Source organism: Clostridium sp. UBA7791 (assembly GCF_002480755.1).
GTDB lineage: Bacteria > Bacillota > Clostridia > Clostridiales > Clostridiaceae > Clostridium_J > Clostridium_J sulfidigenes.
On the sequence record NZ_DLCT01000005.1, the window covers coordinates 650,467 to 668,802 of the forward strand.

Annotated in this window: 17 protein-coding genes; 14 read left to right on the plus strand and 3 right to left on the minus strand. The window is 28.3% G+C overall.

Features of this window, described 5'->3' with window-relative positions:
* The first annotated feature begins 47 nt into the window (after positions 1-47).
* Together B3Z56_RS08500 and B3Z56_RS08505 are read left to right on the plus strand one after the other, a co-directional pair.
* Entirely contained in the window at positions 48-719 is a 672-nt protein-coding gene (locus B3Z56_RS08500; RefSeq protein ID WP_346848286.1) for a response regulator transcription factor, read from the plus strand.
* A 39-nt stretch (positions 720-758) separates the two neighbouring features.
* Positions 759-1,817: a sensor histidine kinase gene (locus B3Z56_RS08505; RefSeq protein WP_346876432.1), complete on the plus strand. Its 1,059-nt coding sequence runs from the start codon at positions 759-761 to the stop codon at positions 1,815-1,817.
* 96 nt (positions 1,818-1,913) lie between these two features.
* Here B3Z56_RS08505 and B3Z56_RS08510 read toward each other — a convergent pair whose 3' ends face one another.
* Positions 1,914-2,147, minus strand: a complete 234-nt coding sequence (locus B3Z56_RS08510) for a tyrosine-type recombinase/integrase (RefSeq protein WP_346878594.1) — start codon at positions 2,145-2,147, stop codon at positions 1,914-1,916.
* Between the two features lie 42 nt (positions 2,148-2,189).
* On the opposite strand from B3Z56_RS08510, the gene B3Z56_RS08515 reads away from it, so the two are divergent.
* From B3Z56_RS08515 to B3Z56_RS08530, 4 genes are all read left to right on the plus strand, one after another.
* Positions 2,190-2,339, plus strand: coding sequence for a hypothetical protein (locus B3Z56_RS08515; RefSeq protein ID WP_346878595.1), 150 nt, complete (start codon positions 2,190-2,192; stop codon positions 2,337-2,339).
* Positions 2,340-4,084: 1,745 nt separating this feature from the next.
* Positions 4,085-4,855, plus strand: coding sequence for an ABC transporter ATP-binding protein (locus tag B3Z56_RS08520; RefSeq protein ID WP_346848289.1), 771 nt, complete (start codon positions 4,085-4,087; stop codon positions 4,853-4,855).
* Positions 4,845-6,830, plus strand: coding sequence for an ABC transporter permease (locus B3Z56_RS08525; RefSeq protein ID WP_346878596.1), 1,986 nt, complete (start codon positions 4,845-4,847; stop codon positions 6,828-6,830). Before B3Z56_RS08520 ends, B3Z56_RS08525 begins: the two co-directional genes overlap by 11 nt.
* A gap of 233 nt (positions 6,831-7,063) precedes the next feature.
* On the plus strand, positions 7,064-7,930 hold the full coding sequence (locus B3Z56_RS08530; protein ID WP_346878597.1) for a class I SAM-dependent methyltransferase: 867 nt from the start codon (positions 7,064-7,066) through the stop codon (positions 7,928-7,930).
* A gap of 72 nt (positions 7,931-8,002) precedes the next feature.
* Here B3Z56_RS08530 and B3Z56_RS08535 read toward each other — a convergent pair whose 3' ends face one another.
* Positions 8,003-8,794, minus strand: a complete 792-nt coding sequence (locus B3Z56_RS08535) for a lipid II flippase Amj family protein (protein WP_346878598.1) — start codon at positions 8,792-8,794, stop codon at positions 8,003-8,005.
* Between the two features lie 244 nt (positions 8,795-9,038).
* Between B3Z56_RS08535 and nadA the strand changes: the two genes are divergently transcribed.
* The 7 genes from nadA (at position 9,039) to B3Z56_RS08570 (ending at position 15,989) form a co-directional block, all read left to right on the plus strand.
* Positions 9,039-9,947, plus strand: coding sequence for a quinolinate synthase NadA (nadA, locus tag B3Z56_RS08540; RefSeq protein ID WP_346878599.1), 909 nt, complete (start codon positions 9,039-9,041; stop codon positions 9,945-9,947).
* Between the two features lies 1 nt (position 9,948).
* The gene (locus B3Z56_RS08545; protein ID WP_346878600.1) at positions 9,949-11,271 is read left to right on the plus strand and encodes an L-aspartate oxidase; all 1,323 of its coding nucleotides are present in this window, start codon (positions 9,949-9,951) and stop codon (positions 11,269-11,271) included.
* Positions 11,249-12,088, plus strand: a complete 840-nt coding sequence (nadC, locus tag B3Z56_RS08550; RefSeq protein ID WP_346848502.1) for a carboxylating nicotinate-nucleotide diphosphorylase — start codon at positions 11,249-11,251, stop codon at positions 12,086-12,088. Before B3Z56_RS08545 ends, nadC begins: the two co-directional genes overlap by 23 nt.
* A 113-nt stretch (positions 12,089-12,201) precedes the next feature.
* A complete protein-coding gene (locus tag B3Z56_RS08555; protein WP_346878601.1) occupies positions 12,202-12,879 on the plus strand; it encodes a pseudouridine synthase in 678 nt (225 codons plus the stop codon).
* A 107-nt stretch (positions 12,880-12,986) separates the two neighbouring features.
* On the plus strand, positions 12,987-14,792 hold the full coding sequence (locus tag B3Z56_RS08560) for an FUSC family protein (protein WP_346878602.1): 1,806 nt from the start codon (positions 12,987-12,989) through the stop codon (positions 14,790-14,792).
* Positions 14,793-14,840: 48 nt separating this feature from the next.
* Positions 14,841-15,314, plus strand: coding sequence for a peptide-methionine (S)-S-oxide reductase MsrA (gene msrA, locus B3Z56_RS08565; RefSeq protein WP_346848297.1), 474 nt, complete (start codon positions 14,841-14,843; stop codon positions 15,312-15,314).
* A gap of 111 nt (positions 15,315-15,425) precedes the next feature.
* Complete coding sequence (locus B3Z56_RS08570; RefSeq protein ID WP_346878603.1) at positions 15,426-15,989, plus strand: NUDIX hydrolase; 564 nt, start codon at positions 15,426-15,428, stop codon at positions 15,987-15,989.
* Positions 15,990-16,019: 30 nt separating this feature from the next.
* On the opposite strand, the gene B3Z56_RS08575 is transcribed toward B3Z56_RS08570, so the two are convergent.
* Positions 16,020-16,403, minus strand: a complete 384-nt coding sequence (locus tag B3Z56_RS08575; RefSeq protein ID WP_346848299.1) for a DUF5658 family protein — start codon at positions 16,401-16,403, stop codon at positions 16,020-16,022.
* A 676-nt stretch (positions 16,404-17,079) separates the two neighbouring features.
* Here B3Z56_RS08575 and trpB point away from each other — a divergent pair.
* Positions 17,080-18,246, plus strand: a complete 1,167-nt coding sequence (gene trpB, locus B3Z56_RS08580; protein ID WP_346878604.1) for a tryptophan synthase subunit beta — start codon at positions 17,080-17,082, stop codon at positions 18,244-18,246.
* The last annotated feature ends 90 nt before the right edge of the window (positions 18,247-18,336 follow it).

Genomic DNA, 18,336 nt, shown 5'->3' on the forward strand with positions numbered 1-18,336 from the left:
TTAAAATAAACCCAATTAGATATAATCATAGATGAGGTGGTTAACTTATGAAAGAAAAGATTTTTATTATTGAAGATGAAGAAAAGATTAGAAGAGAACTAGGTACTTTTTTAAATAGATATGGATATGACATTATAACCTCTGATAATTTTGAGAACATAGTAGAGGAGGCTTTAGAGGCAGAACCTAATTTAATATTATTAGATATTAATTTACCATATTATGATGGATACTATATCTGTAGAGAAATAAGAAAAACCTCTAGTGTGCCTATTATTGTTGTAACTAGTAGAGATAGTGATATGGACGAATTAATGAGTATGAATCTAGGGGCTGATGATTTTATTACTAAACCATATAACACTGAAATATTATTAGCTAGGATTGCATCAATTATTAGAAGAACTTATAGAAGTAATGATATGGAGATTTTTGCTTGTAGAGAACTTAAATATAATCTTTCTACCAGTGAAATAGAATTTGATGATAAAAAACAAGAATTAACTAAAAATGAAAGTAAAATTCTATATACATTAATTAAAAGCAAAGAAAAAATAGTATCTAGAGATGAACTTATGAAATGTCTATGGCAATCTGATGAGTTTGTAGATGATAATACCTTAACTGTAAACATAAATAGGCTAAGAAAAAAACTAGATGAAATAGGAGCTGTTGACTATTTACAAACTAAAAGAGGTCAGGGGTATATTTTAGGTTAAAACATTAAAGTAGATTAAACCTAAAGGAAGGAAATTTTAATGAGTTTTAGAGAGTATATAAAAGAAAAAATTGTTTTTTTGATTATAAATTCAATAATTTTTCTATTTACAGGAATATTGTTAAAAGCATTAAAGGTAGATATCTATGCCATTTTTTTTGTGGAGGTTCTAAATTTTATAGGCTCATCACTGTTTTATATATTTGATTATTTTACAAAAAGAAAATTTTATAATAACCTTTTACATGGATTAAATAATCTAGATAAGAAATATCTTATTTCTGAAGTTATAGAGGAGCCTAACTTCTTAGAGGGAAGAATTTTATACGAAGTAATTCAAGAGACAGATAAGGCTATGAATGATGAAATATCTACTTTAACCATTAAAAATAGTGAATATAAAGATTATATAGAGTTGTGGGTTCATGAAATTAAAACACCTATTGCATCTAGTAGATTAACCATAGAAAATAACCCATCTCCCATTACAAAGAGTATAGAGGAAGATTTAGATAAGGTAGAAAATTATATAGAGCAAGCTCTTTTTTATACTAGAAGTAATAATATAGAGAAGGATTATATGATTAGAGAGATAAGTCTTAAAAACTGTATTAATGCAACAATAAAAAGGAATGCTAGAGTCCTTATTGAAAATGGAATTAAAATTGAAATTGATAATGTAGATAAAATCGTTTATGCGGATAGTAAATGGGTAGAATTTATATTAAATCAGATTATATCAAATTCTATTAAATATATGAAATTCCCTAAGAGTGTTAGAAAAAACTCATTAGGTGAAGAGCATAAAAAACAAGACACTATTAAAATATATTGCATAGAAAAGGAAGAGGACATTATTCTAAACATAGAAGATAATGGTATAGGTATTGGCGAAAGCTCTATTGGTAAAGTATTTGAAAAAGGGTACACCGGAGAAAATGGAAGAATCTTTGGAAAATCCACAGGAATAGGCTTATACCTTTGTAAAAATCTCTGCGAAAAATTAGGGCTTGGTATAAAGATAAGGTCTAAAGCTTATAAAGGTACTACAGTATCTATCTTGTTTCCTATAAATAAAATGTTCATATTAAAAGATTAACCTAACAAAAACGTAAGATTTCTGTTTATATCCTTGCAAGGCTTTGAAAATACTATATTTAAGACAATTCGGCAAAAATTTCGTCAAAAATAAATTTTAAAAAATTTCTGCTATCTTCTCATTTCCTCTTTTTCTCATATCGTCATTTACATGACTATACGTCCTTATTACCTCTTGCACATTATCACCAATATATTCAGCAACAGTTTTAAAATCAAAACCATTTTGGATTAATAATGTAGTGTAAGTATGCCTTAATTCATGTATATATACATTAAAAGATTTTTTTAATGCATAGTGTAAATTTATTCTGCAAGTAGTCGCATTCATTTCTTAATTGAGGGTAGTCTAATAAATCCAACTATAGAATTAGTGTACTCTACAAGTCTTGCAAGTGCATTGTCTACCATGAAAGAAGTTACAGAGAGCAATACTACTGCCTTAAATATTCAACAAGGTGAGATAATAGCCTTAATAAGTAACACTACAATATTCAAATGCAACAGACCAGGCAATAGCTGAGATAATAGCTGATAGGCTTAACTGTCCAACAATAAACTGTTTAAGACCATATGCACATTATGGACAATATAAAACAGTTATTGCAGTAGGAGAGGCTAAGAATAAGAGTGGTTATACAAATGTACTTATCCAGGGGAAGAATAGACAGGAAACATTAGATAAGGGTATAGCTTATTGTAAGAAGTTAGGTAGATAATATTAAAGGCTAGTAGGGAATGAACTGGCTCCTACATTTTTTATTGATCAAGAATGCAGCACAATTAATATCAATGGAATAAGATATATTAGAAACTACTATATCTTATAAATTAAATAAAAATAGCATATGGTTCTCCTAAATAAGAATAATTATGACTATGTATTTAAATTAGGAACAAAATAACAGCATTATTCATAACTTAGTTATATAATCTCCTTGAAAGCAGCCTGAAATAAAATTGTTAAGGTTGTCATTAGTATATTATCAAAAGATAAAAAAACAGTAATTTATAGAGGGAAATTACTGCTTTTATTTATGTCACTAAATATTTATGATTAATATAAATTAACAGTATTGAATTTTAAAAGTTAGTGTAGGATTATAATATACAAGGGAACAACTATTAATTAAGGGTGTTAGGAATTCCAACAACTATTAATTTATATTCTAAGTTAGTATTAGCAAATGTAAATATGAGTATTCAAAAACTGTTAAATTTAATATAGGAAACATTTTAGGGAGTTTAATAATATGTAGTATAGAACTTCCTCTTAATTAGAGGATTAATAATACAATTAGATACAATATAGAAAAAGAGCTACGGTATATTTATATATACTGTAGCTCTCTTTCTACTGAATAGGATATAAGTAGAGGTTGAATTAAAGAAAATACAGACTGTTAACTTTTATTATATACATTAAATGTAATAATATCAACAATTAGTTATATAAAAATAAGTATAAAAAAATAGGAGCAATAAGGTTTCTCTTAATGCCCCTATTTTTTTACTTATATCAGAATATGGTTTAGGATAGATGTATCTAAATTATAAACAAAATTATAATATTTAAACATATTCATTACTATTTTTTCAAAGTATAAATTTAACTATTAAAAGGTAGAAAGAAATGCAATATTACTTTCTACCTTATTTTTCTTTTGTATAAACACATGTAAGAGTGAACTCAAATAAATTATAGACACTTTATATTGATTATATACATTAAATGTAAAAATAATAATAATGAAATTCTTTTCTTGATTTTTAGAATCATTACTTAATTTCCTTAAGTTTATCTTCCTTTCAAAATGTGTAGAAGTTCTTCTTTGCGTGAATCTACTAACCTCAATAACGACTCTGTTACTAATCTAGATGTATTTGGTCGCGTAGTGACAGTTACGTTTAATTTTCTTTTTTTCTTCATTATAAATCACCTCAAATTAATTATTGTCAAGTAAAGAAGAGTTTATAACAAATCTATATATTTTATAGAATTTGTTTTAAAATAAAAAAGAGTAGGATATAACTGAATATATCTACTCTTTTTTATATGGCGTCAAAAATTCGTCAAAAATAATTTTTAATTTTATTATAATATTTGAGTTTTCATTTTTATAAAAAGCTTAATTTCCCTTGAATTATCTAATATTATTAAAAATATTAAGCTTAGTTACAAAAACGTAAGATTTCTGTTAGGTTTTTCTATGGATGGATATTTTCTATACATGTAATATATAGGTATAGAGAACAGGAGGAAAGCAAATGAATAAAGAAGTATTAAAAGTAAGTAATATAGAAAAGTACTATGGAAGTAATGGTAATATAACTCAGGCCATAAATAATATTAGTTTCTCTGTGGAAGAAGGAGAATTCATAGGAATAATGGGGGCTTCCGGTAGTGGAAAAACAACTTTGTTAAACTGTATATCCACCATAGATAAGGTAACTAGTGGTCATATTCATATTGAAGGAAAGGATGTAACTTCAATAAATTCTAAGGGATTAGCTAGATTTAGACGAGAAAATTTAGGTTTTATATTTCAAGACTTTAATCTTTTAGATACCTTAACTGCCTATGAAAATATTGCATTAGCACTAACTATTGGAAAGGTAAATCACAAAGAGATTAATAGAAGAGTTGAAGAGGTTGCTAAGAGTTTAAATATAGAGGAAGTCTTAAATAAATATCCCTATGAAATGTCAGGTGGTCAAAAACAAAGAGTAGCATCAGCTAGAGCTATAATTACAAATCCATCTTTAGTTCTTGCAGATGAGCCTACAGGTGCTTTAGATTCAAAATCAGCAAAGATGTTACTAGAAAGCTTGGAGGAGCTTAATACTAATTTAGGAGCTACTATTATGATGGTAACTCATGACGCATTTACAGCTAGCTATGCTAGTAGAATTCTGTTTATAAAGGATGGTAAAATATTTAATGAGTTAATTAGAGGAAAGGATTCAAGGAAGGAATTCTTTAATAAGATAATTGAAGTGGTAACTCTACTTGGAGGTGACCAAAGAGATGTATTTTAAATTAGCTGCTAGGAATTTAAAAAGAAGTTTTAAGGATTATACCATATATTTCTTAACTCTAGTATTTGGAGTATGTATTTTTTACACCTTTAACTCCATTGAAGCTCAAAGTATTTTAATGGAAGTTAGTGAAATGCATAAAAATATGTTCCACCTAATAAGTGAAATTATGGGAGTAGCATCAATATTTATTTCCTTTATATTGGGATTTCTGATAGTCTATGCCAATAATTACTTAATTAAAAGAAGAAAAAAGGAATTTGGAGTTTATATGACCTTAGGTATGGAAAACTCTAGATTATCCTCCTTATTATTTATAGAGACTATGATGATAGGAGTAATTTCTTTAGCATTAGGTCTTATATTAGGAATATTTTTATCACAAGGACTATCTGTAGTTACAGCAAAACTTTTTAAAGTGGATTTAACAGGGTTTAGATTTATATTTTCTATGGATGCCTTTATAAAAACTATTCTTTGCTTCGGCGTTATATACCTTATAATTCTTATTTTTAACTCAATTATTGTAAGAAAAGTAAAACTAATAAATCTATTAACTTCTGCTAAGTTTAATGAAAAGATGAAAATAAAAAACATATGGACCTCTGTAGTTGTATTTATAATTAGTGTAATAACTATAGGAAGTGGATATTACATAGTGCTTAAAAATGGAATATCTAGTTTTGATAGAAATATATTAATAGCCATTGCACTTGGAGCTGTAGGAACATTTCTATTTTTCTTTTCCCTTGCAGGATTCTTACTCAAGGTAGTTCAAAGTAGTAAGAAGTTTTATTTAAGAAATTTAAATATGTTTGTGTTAAGACAAATAAATAGTAAAATTAACACTACCTTTATATCTATGACCTTTATATGTTTGATGCTATTTGTAGCTATATGTACTCTTTCAGGAGGACTTGGAATTAGTACCGCTATGAATACTGAAATTGAGGATTTAACTCAATTCGATATGAGCTTTTGGGACAATGAAGGAGAAGATATAGACACTGTGTTAAAAAAATATAATGTAGATATATCAAAATATGAAAATAACTATGTAATCTATAAGGAATATGATAGTGGAGTTAGCTATAGAGATTTTTTAAGTGAAAAAGGCTTAGAAGATGGAAATAACTATTATCCTGTATTTAAGAATTTACCAATTAGTGTTATGAAGGTATCGGATTTTAATAAAATAATGAAAATGTTAAATAGAGAAGAAGTAAAACTTAAGGTTGGAGAATATGCGGTCTTTGGTGATATAAGCGATATGATTAAAAATTTACAAGAAACTGTAGATAGTGGAAAAGAAATTACTATAGGTGATAATAAACTAAAACCATATCATGGTAATGTTTTAGAGGCGGTAACTTATTCTTCTATGATGAAGCAAAATATTTGTGTATTTTTAGTAGAGGATTCTATAGTAGAGGGACTAACTCCCACTAGGGGATATTTGAATTTAAACTATAGTGGGGATGGTAGTGAGATAAGAGAAGCTTTAGATGTTAATATTAGAGAATATAGTGGCAATGATGATTTAAATACTAGATATATTACTAAGGAAGAGATTAAGGAGCAGTCTACAGGGCTAGGAGCTTTAGCATCATACCTTGCCATATACATGGGAATCATATTCCTAATTACTTCAGCAGCAGTACTAGCCCTTCAACAGTTATCAGAATCTGCAGATAACACAGAAAGATACAATCTTCTAAGAAAGGTTGGAGTAGATGAATCGATGATAAATCACTCTGTATTAACCCAAGTAGCAATTTACTTTATGATGCCCTTATCCTTAGCTATAGTTCACTCTATAGTAGGATTAAAATTGGCTTCAGATATAGTAGCTATATTTGGAGGTGCAAGCATGGTGGATCATATAATAGTTGCATCGGTGGTATTAGTAATAGTTTATGGTGGATACTTCTTAGCCACCTATTCTGGAAGTAAAAAAATGATTAAAGGAAATTAATAAAAAGTTTAAATTTTATAATATATTAGTATAGTAAACTACTTCAAATTAAATGGAATTTGAGGTAGTTTCTTTTTAATGTATAGATATATATAATAGAATATGTTACCATATAAGCTATAAAATTCAATTATATGTAATAGAAAATCTTTTTTAAAAGAAATAATTTGAGGAGCTTGTTGAGTAGAAAGAACAGGGAATATTATCTTTATTCTATTAAGGAGGGGAAAAATATGAATGAGTCATATTGGAATGGAAGGTTGGATTTTTTAAAAGCTATACGTACTGGATGGTGTAATAATGATTATATAGAATTCCTTGTAGAGAAGGTTTGGAAAATTAGTAAGCCTGTAAATATCATTGATTTTGGTTGTGGCTTTGGATATGTTGGATTACTATTATTGCCCATATTACCTAAAGGAAGTACATATACAGGTATTGATATTAGTGATACTCTCTTAGATGATGCAAAAGACATTTTTGCAAATTCAGGCTATATAACAAAATTTATAAAGGCAGACTTGAATGAGTATATACCAACTGAAGATTATGATATAGCTATATCGCAAGCGGTATTAAGACATATTCCAAATACAAAGAATATTCTTGATAAAATGATACAATCAGTTGTAAGTGGTGGTTTAGTTGTTTGTATGGAAGCAGACCTAGAAATAGAAAAGACAGGTCAATATTTTAGTGGATTAGATTACACTGAACTTGGAATTATACATTTACATCGAAAAATGTATAAGAAGGAATTAGAAAATGGAGGTAGAGATTATAGAGTTGGTGTTAAAATTCCTGAAATTATGCAAGAGTTAGGATTACATAATGTTGATGTGCGAATGAATGATGGGGTTAAATTTATTAATCCCCATGGTAATAAAGAAGAACATGCTAAACAATTTGATGCAATTACTGCTGCTTGGAATTGGAATAAACAGCTATCAGAGAATGAGAAGGTAGGCTATATAAACGCTCTTATAGATAGAGGTTTAAGTGAGCAGGAAGCTAAAATATTCGTAGATGGTGAGTCAAAAATAAGTGAATATGTTATTCAAATGCCATGTACCCTTATATCTTATGGTACAAAAAAATAAAATAAATTCTCTAAAAATCTAAAGTAGCTAGGGTTGTATTCATACAAGTCTAGCTATTTTTACATTGAGAAATTAAAGAATTTTAGCTACAAATACTATTATATAAGAGGCTGGAATAAGAAGTGGAAGAGCAGCGAAGGTTCCAATAGTTTTACTTCCTATCATGGCAATAACACAGCTACGAAAATCTTCTTCAGGACAATTACCATCTATTACATCATCGGTCATAATGGATAGTTGTGGATCTATAAAAATAGACATTAGGATTGTAGCAAATCCATTTATTACTGAGGATAGGGTTATACAAGTTGCCCTTAAATCAGGAACTATGGTACCGGCATAAATTGGTGCTAAGGCTCCTACAGTTAATATTGCAACTGCAATTATATTATAAATTATTATTTTTAAAGGTAACTTTTTAAAATTAATTTTAGTTACACTTTCTTTCACTGGAATTGAAATACAGTCCCTCATATAATGGACACCTGCCTTTGAAAAACTGTGCATAATTAGCTTGGGTATAGATTTATCAATAGAAAATCGGATAACACCTTTATAAAATAATCTTTGAAAAGTAGGAATTAAAAATGCGCCTACTAGGGTAGCTATACCAGAAACTGTTATAATTAACTTAAAAAGGTTTAATACATCACTTCCACCTGTACTATTCTCAACAAACTTTGTTAGTAAAGGAGCTTGAAAAGTTAAGGCTGTTCTTGATACTAAAGATAATATATTAAATACAGCAAAGGTTATTGCTATTTTACCTGTTCTAACACCTACAAGTCTTACAGAGTAAGCTAATGTTCCTATTATGGCAATTATAAAATTCAAAACTAAAACAATTATAATTTGAGTACTCAAAGTTATTCCTCCGTTCCATTTTCAAATATATCTATATTTTTACAACAATTAGAAATGTATTAATAGTATATAACATATTCATAAATAAAACTAGGTTATTCAATTATTATAAGAAGCACTAAGGAGAGGAAAATTCATATAAATATTTTCTAATATAACTTCACATATTATTGACAAGCTCCAAGATGGTGCTATACTAGGTGTATATACAGATATATAGTTACGTGACGGAGGTGTGTAAAATTTGGGTTTAAAAGAAGACATATTAAAGTTAAAAAAAGAGAAGAATGCTTTAGTTTTAGCTCATCTTTATGAAAAAGCAGAAATACAGGAAGTTGCAGACATAGTAGGAGACTCATATTTTTTAAGCAAGAAAGCTATGGAAAGTTCTAAAGATATAATAGTATTTTGTGGAGTAAAATTTATGGCTGAGAGTGCAAAAATATTATCACCTAATAAAAGAATATTAATTCCAGTAAATGATACTACATGTCCAATGGCAGATATGGCTACAGTAGATAAATTAAAAGCTATGAAATTAAGAAATCCTAAAGCAAAGGTAGTAACATATATAAATTCAAATGGAGATATTAAAGCATTATCTGACGTTTGTGTTACATCATCCTCTGCTAAGGCAATTTTAAATAACATAGAGGAAGAAGAAATAATATTCCTTCCAGATAGAAATCTAGGTAGTTATTTGCAAGAAAATATACAGAACAAGAAGTTTATACTTTATGATGGGTTTTGTCCAGTTCATGAGAGAGTTGAAGAGGAAGAGGTTTTAAATTTAAAGAATAGATATCCAAATTTTAAGGTGCTAGTTCATCCAGAGTGCTCTAAAAAAGTAAGAGATTTGGGAGATTTTATAGGAAGTACTTCTGAACTTATAGATTATAGTGTTCAAGATGAAACTAATGGATTTATAGTAGTAACAGAGGAAGGCGTTCTTTATCAGATGAAAGAAAAAAGTCCCAATAAAACCTTTATCCCTATTGACAACGGAATGATTTGTCCCAATATGAAAAAAATATCAATGAAAGATTTATATAATTGCTTAATTAATGAGGAGTTTGAAGTGCATATTGAAGAGGAGCTAAGATTGAAAGCTCATAAATCTTTAGAAAATATGCATCTTCTATCTAATAAGTAAAATGAATAAAAAATATGATGTATTAATTATAGGGACAGGTATTGCAGGACTTTACACTGCTTGTAATTTGAAGGATAATCTTAGAGTTTTAATAATAACTAAAAATAAGCTAAGAGATTGCAACAGTTATTTAGCTCAAGGTGGCATTTCAACCCTAAGGGATATTGGAGACAAGGAAGCTTTTATAGAGGATACTTTAAAAGCTGGCAATTATAAAAATAAATTGGAGGCTGTTACCCAGATAGTTGAAAATTCTACTGATAATATTAATAGATTATTGAGGTTAGGAGTAGATTTTGATAAGGATATTGATGAATTAAACTATACTAGAGAAGGTGGTCATAGTAAGTTTAGAATAGTGCATTCTAAAGATGAAACAGGTAAGGAAGTAATTGAAAAACTAATAAATTATGTTTCTAGTAAAGAAAATATAACTATATTGGAAGACACTACATTACTAGATATAATTCAATATAAAAATAGATGTATAGGCGGAATTATAGAACACTCAAATGAGATTATAAATATAAATGCTAAGGCAACAGTATTAGCTACTGGTGGCATTGGGGGGATTTTTAATTCTACGACAAATATCGAAACTATCACAGGTGATGGACTTAGCATTGCATTAAAGCATAATATTCTTATGAAGGATATATCCTATCTTCAACTTCATCCCACTGCATTATATGAAGAAGAAGTAAGGGGACGAAAGTTATTACTATCAGAATCTCTTAGAGGAGAAGGGGGAGTAATAAGAAATGCATTGGGAGAGAAATTTGTAAACCCTTTACTACCTAGAGATATAGTTTCAAGAGAGATTTTAAAGGAAATATGTAAGACTCCACAAACACCCTATGTTTTTTTAGATATGACTAATAAATCTAAGGAGTTTTTAATAAATAGATTCCCATATATTTATGAGCAATGTTTAAAACGTGGTTATAGGATGGAGAAGGATTTATTACCAATTGCTCCAGCTCATCATTATTGTATGGGAGGAATTCAGGTTGATTTGAATTCAAAAACATCTATGAAAGATTTATATGCTATAGGAGAAGTTAGTTGTACCGGGGTACATGGTAGCAATAGACTAGCTAGCAATTCTTTATTAGAGGGCTTAGTTTTCAGTAGAAAGGCAGCACAGCATATTAATTTACTTGTAGATGAAGGTGATGATAAACTAAGTGGAGAATTAGTTGAAAGAATTAATCTTAAGGCTATAAGTGATGTTAAAAATGCAAATGAAGAATATAAGTATAAGTTTATTAGTTATTTGAAGGGAAAGGTAAATGGTGAATATGTTAAACTTTTTAATTGTTGATGATATTATTAAGAGGGCTTTAAAAGAAGATAGTCCCTATGGGGATGTAACTGTATCAGCTATAGTTTCACCTCTAGAAAGAGCTGAGGTTGATTTAATAACTAAAGAGGATGGGATAATTTGTGGATTGGATATTTTTAAAAGGGTATTTGAAATCTTAGGAGAAGTTGAAGTCGATGTGTTTGTTAAAGATGGAGACTTAGTTAAGAATACTATGGTTATCGGTAAAGTAACAGGAAACGCCGGCAATATATTAGTAGGAGAAAGAATAGCCCTCAATTTACTTCAAAGAATGAGTGGTATTGCTACTTTAACTAACAAATATGTAAAGAAGCTAGAGAGACTTAATACAAAAATACTAGATACTAGAAAAACTACACCTAATTTAAGAGCTCTTGAAAAATATGCAGTTAAAATTGGTGGAGGAGTAAATCATAGATTTTCCTTATCTGATGGAATACTAATTAAAGATAATCATATTGGATATGCAGGTGGTATAAAAAAAGCCATTGAGCTTGCTAAAAAGAATTCTTCTTTTGTAAGAAAAATAGAAGTTGAAACTGAAACTAAAGAGCAGGTTTTAGAGGCTCTAGAAGCAGGAGCGGATATAATTATGCTTGATAATATGAGTCCAGACTTAGCAAGGGATATGGTTAAATTAATTAATGGAAGAGCATTAACAGAGTGCTCAGGAAATATCACCTTAGATACTGTTACAGACTACGGCAAAACAGGAGTAGATTATATTTCCTCTGGAGAATTAACCCATTCTGTAAAAGCCTTTGATATTTCATTAAAAAACTTTAGAAAAATATAAATATAAAATGATATAATTGTTTAAATATGATTGCTATACTAAATATATAGTAATCATATTTTTTTATTTGGTTTATTTAATAAATATTAGTATGACAAAGGAAAGGACAACATATGAGGATTAATAAATTATTTAGTAATCTTGGAATTTGCTCAAGAAAAGATACTAATAGGCTTATAGAAGAAGGAAGAGTAAAAGTAAATGGAGAACTGTCTATTCCTGGGCAGTGGGTAGAACTAGAGGATGAAATTTTAATTGATGATAAGCCTATCATAGCTAAAAAGAAAATTTACATAGCTTTTAATAAGCCCATGGGAGTTACATGCACTGCAGCTAGTGATGTGGAAAATAACATCATTGATTTTATAAACTATGAAGAATATATATTTCCAGTAGGAAGATTAGATAAAGAATCTCATGGATTAATTCTCATGACTAATGATGGTGAACTAGCAAACAAAATATTAAATTCAGATAATTACCACGAAAAGGAATATGAAGTAAAAGCAGATAAACCTATAGATGATAATTTTCTTATGAATATGTCTGCAGGAGTATATATACTAGAAGAAAAAACTAGACCTTGTAGCATCATAAAAGTAGATGAATGTACATTTAAAATTATATTAACTCAAGGACTAAATAGACAAATTAGGAGAATGAGTAAGGCATTAGGATATAATGTGGTAGATTTAAAAAGAATAAGAATTTGTTCTATAAATATAGAAGGAATAGAAGAAGGTATGTGGAGGTATCTTACTGAGGAAGAGGTTATAGACTTAATGAAATAGAGCATGATATATAACAAGTAGATAAATACTAGAATATTATATAGAATACCTAAATTAAATTAGCTAATAATAAGTAAATAAATATCTATAATAAGGATGTTAGTGTCATGTACAATAAACTAGTAAAGAAATTCAATATAAATACATATTCTATGATAAAGCATGGATCTGTAGCTGTAATAACTCTATTTGGAGTAGGTATATTATTTGGAATAAAGAATATAATGATTGCTTTTCCAATAGCCCTTACTTCAACAGTTATGGGAAGGCAAAATTTTCAGGTTAAGACCTATAACAAAGCAATTAAAATAATCCTTATTGATTTAGTTATTGTTTTAACAGCATATTTTTCATCTATGAATATATTTTGGGGGATACCTATAAACTTTTTTGCTATTTTTCTTATAATGTATACTATCGTATCGCCCTATGATTTAACTTTTTACAAACCCTTTATAATGCTATATGTATTTACTCAATATGCACAGGTATCATTAGGAGAACTTCCTTTTAGGATTTTATCTGTAATATTTGGAGTTTTAATAGTAGTAGGGGCAAGTTATATAAATAGAGTAAATGAAAGATCCATTTTAGGAAAAAGTATGGAAGAGGCTTTTATTTTAATATATAATCAATTTAAAAATATCTTAAAGGAAGAGTATGATCATACCATAGAAGATAAATGTTCTAAAATGATGAGAGATATTGCTTATAAAGTATATGTAACAAGGCATAGAAGATATTTGACAACTAATTTAGGAAAGGTTCAATTTCAAATATTTATCAATGTAGAATACTTTAATTTATATATAATTCAACTGTATGGAGGTATTAAAAATCTAAGTATTTCCAAGAAATATGTAGAAAAATTAAAAGAAATAGTAGAAGCTATAATAGAGTTATGCAAAGATAATATAGAGTTTCAAACTATAAAAGAATCTACTGATAACTTTATAAAAGAGTGGAGTAAAGGTGAAGAATATCATTTAGAGATATCCCTAATAATAGAAAACCTTCTTGGTAGTATTAAGGAATTGAACTCCATAGAGAAAACAGGTTCTAATAAGGTATATAAAGAGTGGGCTAGAGCTGACATAGATAAAACTAGAGTAACCTTTAAAGAATATTTCAGACCTAACACTATAAGGTTTAAATTTGCTATTAGAATGGCAATAACTCTTACTATAGCATTACTAATAGGAGGGTTTTTAGGATTTTATAAAATAATATGGGCAGCAATAACAATAATGTCTATTATGCAACATTATTATGAAGATACCATTAAAAAGGCTAAAGACAGAGTTATAGGGAATATATTAGGAATTCTATTTACAGGTGTACTTATTAATGTGGCAGATTCTCAAATAATTACCTTGGGAATTTTAGTTATATCTCTTTATCTAATCTACGCATTTAAGGAATACTATAAAATATCACTATTTGCAGCTATGTCATCTATATGTATAGCCTCATTAACAGAAAATATAAATATATTGATTTTATATAGAATAGTATACGTGATTATAGGGGTAGTTGTAGTGATTATAGTGAATAGAGTTGTTTTCCCATATAGACTAAAGGATGGAGTAGAACAACTTATAGATAAAATTACTAGGTTGAATAAAAAGCTTATAGAAGATAGTATGGAATTTTTACAAAGTAATAAGCAGATTCATGAAATAAGGGATTTGATTATCCATTCTACGCTTTTATGTCAAAAACTATATATGAGAAATCTTCAATACAATGATGATGAGATTAATAAATTTATAGCTATTAATAATAAATATGTTATACAGGTAGGATATAAGGTATTAATAGTATATGGGAAAAATGAAAATGTTAAAAAGGAAAATATAGAATCTATATTGAAGATATATGAAGACTTTAATAATAATATACGGCATATGTAATGGTAATGTAAAATATAGATTAAAGAAAAATATAAAGGAGTTAACAAGATGAAAAGGATTGTATTAGCAGGAGGATGCTTTTGGGGTGTAGAAGAATTTTTTTCTAGAATTCACGGTGTAACAAATACAGAAGTAGGATATGCAAATGGTAGAACAACAAATCCTACCTACGAAGATGTATGCTATGGTAATACATATTTTGCAGAAGTATGTGTGATAGATTATGATGAAAGTATAATTTCCTTAGAGGAAATACTAAATAAATTTTGGGGAATAATAGACCCAACCGCACTGAATAGACAGGGAAATGATAGAGGAAGTCAATATAGAACTGGAGTTTATTATGTTGATAAATTAGATGAAGAAATAATTCGAAGAAATATAGAAAAAGTACAGAAAAACTATATAAAGAAAATAGTTACAGAAGTAAAAACTTTAGAAAATTATTATAGAGCAGAAGAATATCATCAAAAGTATTTAAAGAAAAATCCTAATGGATATTGCCATATAAAATTAGATTAATAATTAGATTAATAATAGGTTCAATGCAGTATTTCTACACTGTGTTGAACCTTTATGTTACTATTAAATATATAAATTAAAATCATAGCGTGTTATAAAGGAGAGTTAATCATGGGATGGATTGAAGATATAAAAAATTATATTCCACATAATGAGGAAGAGGAACAGGATAAAAATGTAGCTTTATTAAGTATAAGTAAATTTAATAATTTGTTAACTAGAGAAAATCCATTAATTCATGTAACCAGTTCAGGATATATTGTAAATAAAAATAGAACTAAAGTTTTAATGGTTCATCATAATATTTATAAAACTTGGTGTTGGACAGGTGGACATGCTGATGGGGATGAAGATTTACTTCATGTAGCAATAAAGGAAGCAAAGGAAGAAACTGGATTAGAAAATATAAGAGCTATTACTCCAGAGATATTATCTCTAGATATATTAGAGGTTATTGGACATTTTAAAAGAGGTAAATACGTCTCAGCCCATCTTCATTTATCTCTTGCATATTTGCTAGAAGCTGATGAAGAGGAAAAAGTTAAAATTAAAGAAGATGAAAATAGTGGTGTTAAATGGCTTCCTATTGATGAAATTCACAAACATAGTAATGAGCCTAATATGATAAAATTATATGAAAAATTTAATGATAAAATAAAAAGTAGAGGATGGTAATGAAAAATGGATAATTAGTTATAAGTGCATTTAAGATAGTAATCCTTTTGTATATAATAAAACTAATAGATTAAATAGGTGAAGAACATTGATTAATATATACATTATAAGCACTAAATTAGCAGTGATATTTGAAATGAAAAGCCCTTTTAAGGTTGCGCCTTTAAGCCTATAGTTCCAGTAAAGGATAACTAATAATACTATAGATATTTTTAAAAAGAAACATAGAGGAAAATTAGTCATAATGACTTTTGCAATAGCATTAGCCTCGTAAAATATACCACTGTACTTACCCACAAAAAGCCAAGTAAAAAGCAAATCACTAATATTAAAAAAAAGAATAAAGAGTAATTTTTTTCTTATAGGCTTTGAAGTTGTAACTTCTGATTTAGTTGTAAATTTAATAAAATTCATAAAATAACACCTCACAAAGAAATATATCCATATTATGTTAAAATATGCTATTATATTAAAAGTTTATGTGAGTTACAACTTATATCGTAGAATAAATAGTTCTATGCGATAATGTAAAGGTGTATCAACATAGTTTGTATATTTTATCACTGTAATTTTCAACAGAATCTTTTAAATATAGTGTTGACATATCCACTTTATAAAATATATAATAGTAAAAACATACAATGGTAAAAATAAATATAATTTAATTTGATGATAAGGAAGAGTAGTTTAATTTAGCTTTGATAAAGAGAGTTGGGGATGGTGGAATCCTAGCATGAAGGAATTAGATGAATGGACCTTTGAGAAATAAGGGGAAATTATTAGTGAGAATACCTGATATCGTAGGCTACACGTTACAGTAGATAGAGTATGTAAGTACTTGAAATTAAGAGGCATATTGATAAATTTGTATTAGTGTATTTATCAATAGCAATTTAGGTGGCACCACGGAAGTATCTCCGTCCTATTTTTATAGGACGGAGTTTTTTTTATCTTTTTATTGTTGTATGGAAGTATTTGAAATGTTTTAGGTGGTGGTATGTATGAAGTGAAAGTGCGAAGAATTAAAAGCAAAACTTAATATATTTAATAAAAATTATAGAAATAATTTTGGAGAGAAGGAGATTTTATCATGAAAGGATATTTTGGTAAGTATGGTGGAGCATTTGTTTCAAATGAGGTGAAAAAAGCTTTAAATGAGTTAGAAGAAGCTTTTGAAAAAGCTATTGAAGATAAGGAGTTTATGAGGGAGTATAATTACTATTTAAAGGATTATAGCGGCAGAGAAACACCCTTATATTTTGCTGAGAACCTAACAAAATTTTGTGGAGGTCCTAAGGTATATTTGAAAAGAGAAGATTTAAATCATACAGGAGCACATAAAATAAATAATGTTTTAGGACAAATTCTATTGGCTAAAAGAATGGGAAAAAATAAAGTAATTGCAGAAACGGGAGCTGGTCAGCATGGAGTAGCTACAGCAACTTTAGCTGCAAAATTTGGAATGGAATGTGAAATTGTAATGGGAGAGGAAGATATAAAAAGACAAGAGCTCAATGTATTTAGAATGAAAATATTAGGAGCAAAAGTTACTCCAGCAACTAGTGGTACTAAAACATTAAACGATGCAGTGAATGAAGCTTTAGAAAAATGGGTAAATAATATTTCAGATACTTTTTATGTCCTTGGTTCCGCTGTGGGACCTCATCCTTATCCAAAAATTGTTAAGGAATTTCAGAAAATAATTGGTGAAGAGGCTAGAAAACAAATATTGGAAAAGGAAAATAAACTTCCCAATTATGTAGTTGCATGTGTTGGAGGAGGAAGTAATGCCATTGGAATTTTTACAGCTTTCCTAGAAGATAAAGATGTTAATCTTATTGGAGTAGAGGCAGCAGGCTTTGGAGTAGAAACAGAAATGCATGCAGCTACAATAACAAAAGGAAAAGAGGCTATCATTCACGGTATGAATACCCTTGTATTAAAGGATGATAGTGGAGATGTTAAGGAAGCTTATTCTATTTCCCCTGGGCTTGACTATCCAGGAGTTGGACCTGAACATGCATTTTTAAGTGAGATTGGTAGAGTAAACTATAAATATATTACAGATGATGAAGCTATAAAAGCTTTTATGCTTTTATCAAAGTTAGAGGGAATAATACCTGCAATTGAAAGTGCTCATGCCATTGCCTATACTATTAAATTAGCAAAAAACCTACAGGAAAATGAAGTCATAGTAGTAAATCTTTCAGGTCGAGGGGATAAAGATGTGTCTGCTATAAATAAACTTCTTAATTAGTATGATTTTAACTGTTATAAGTTTAATTATCTGATTTAAATTGAAAATCCTTTATTTAAAGTATTAATACTTTACCTAGTTTCCTATATA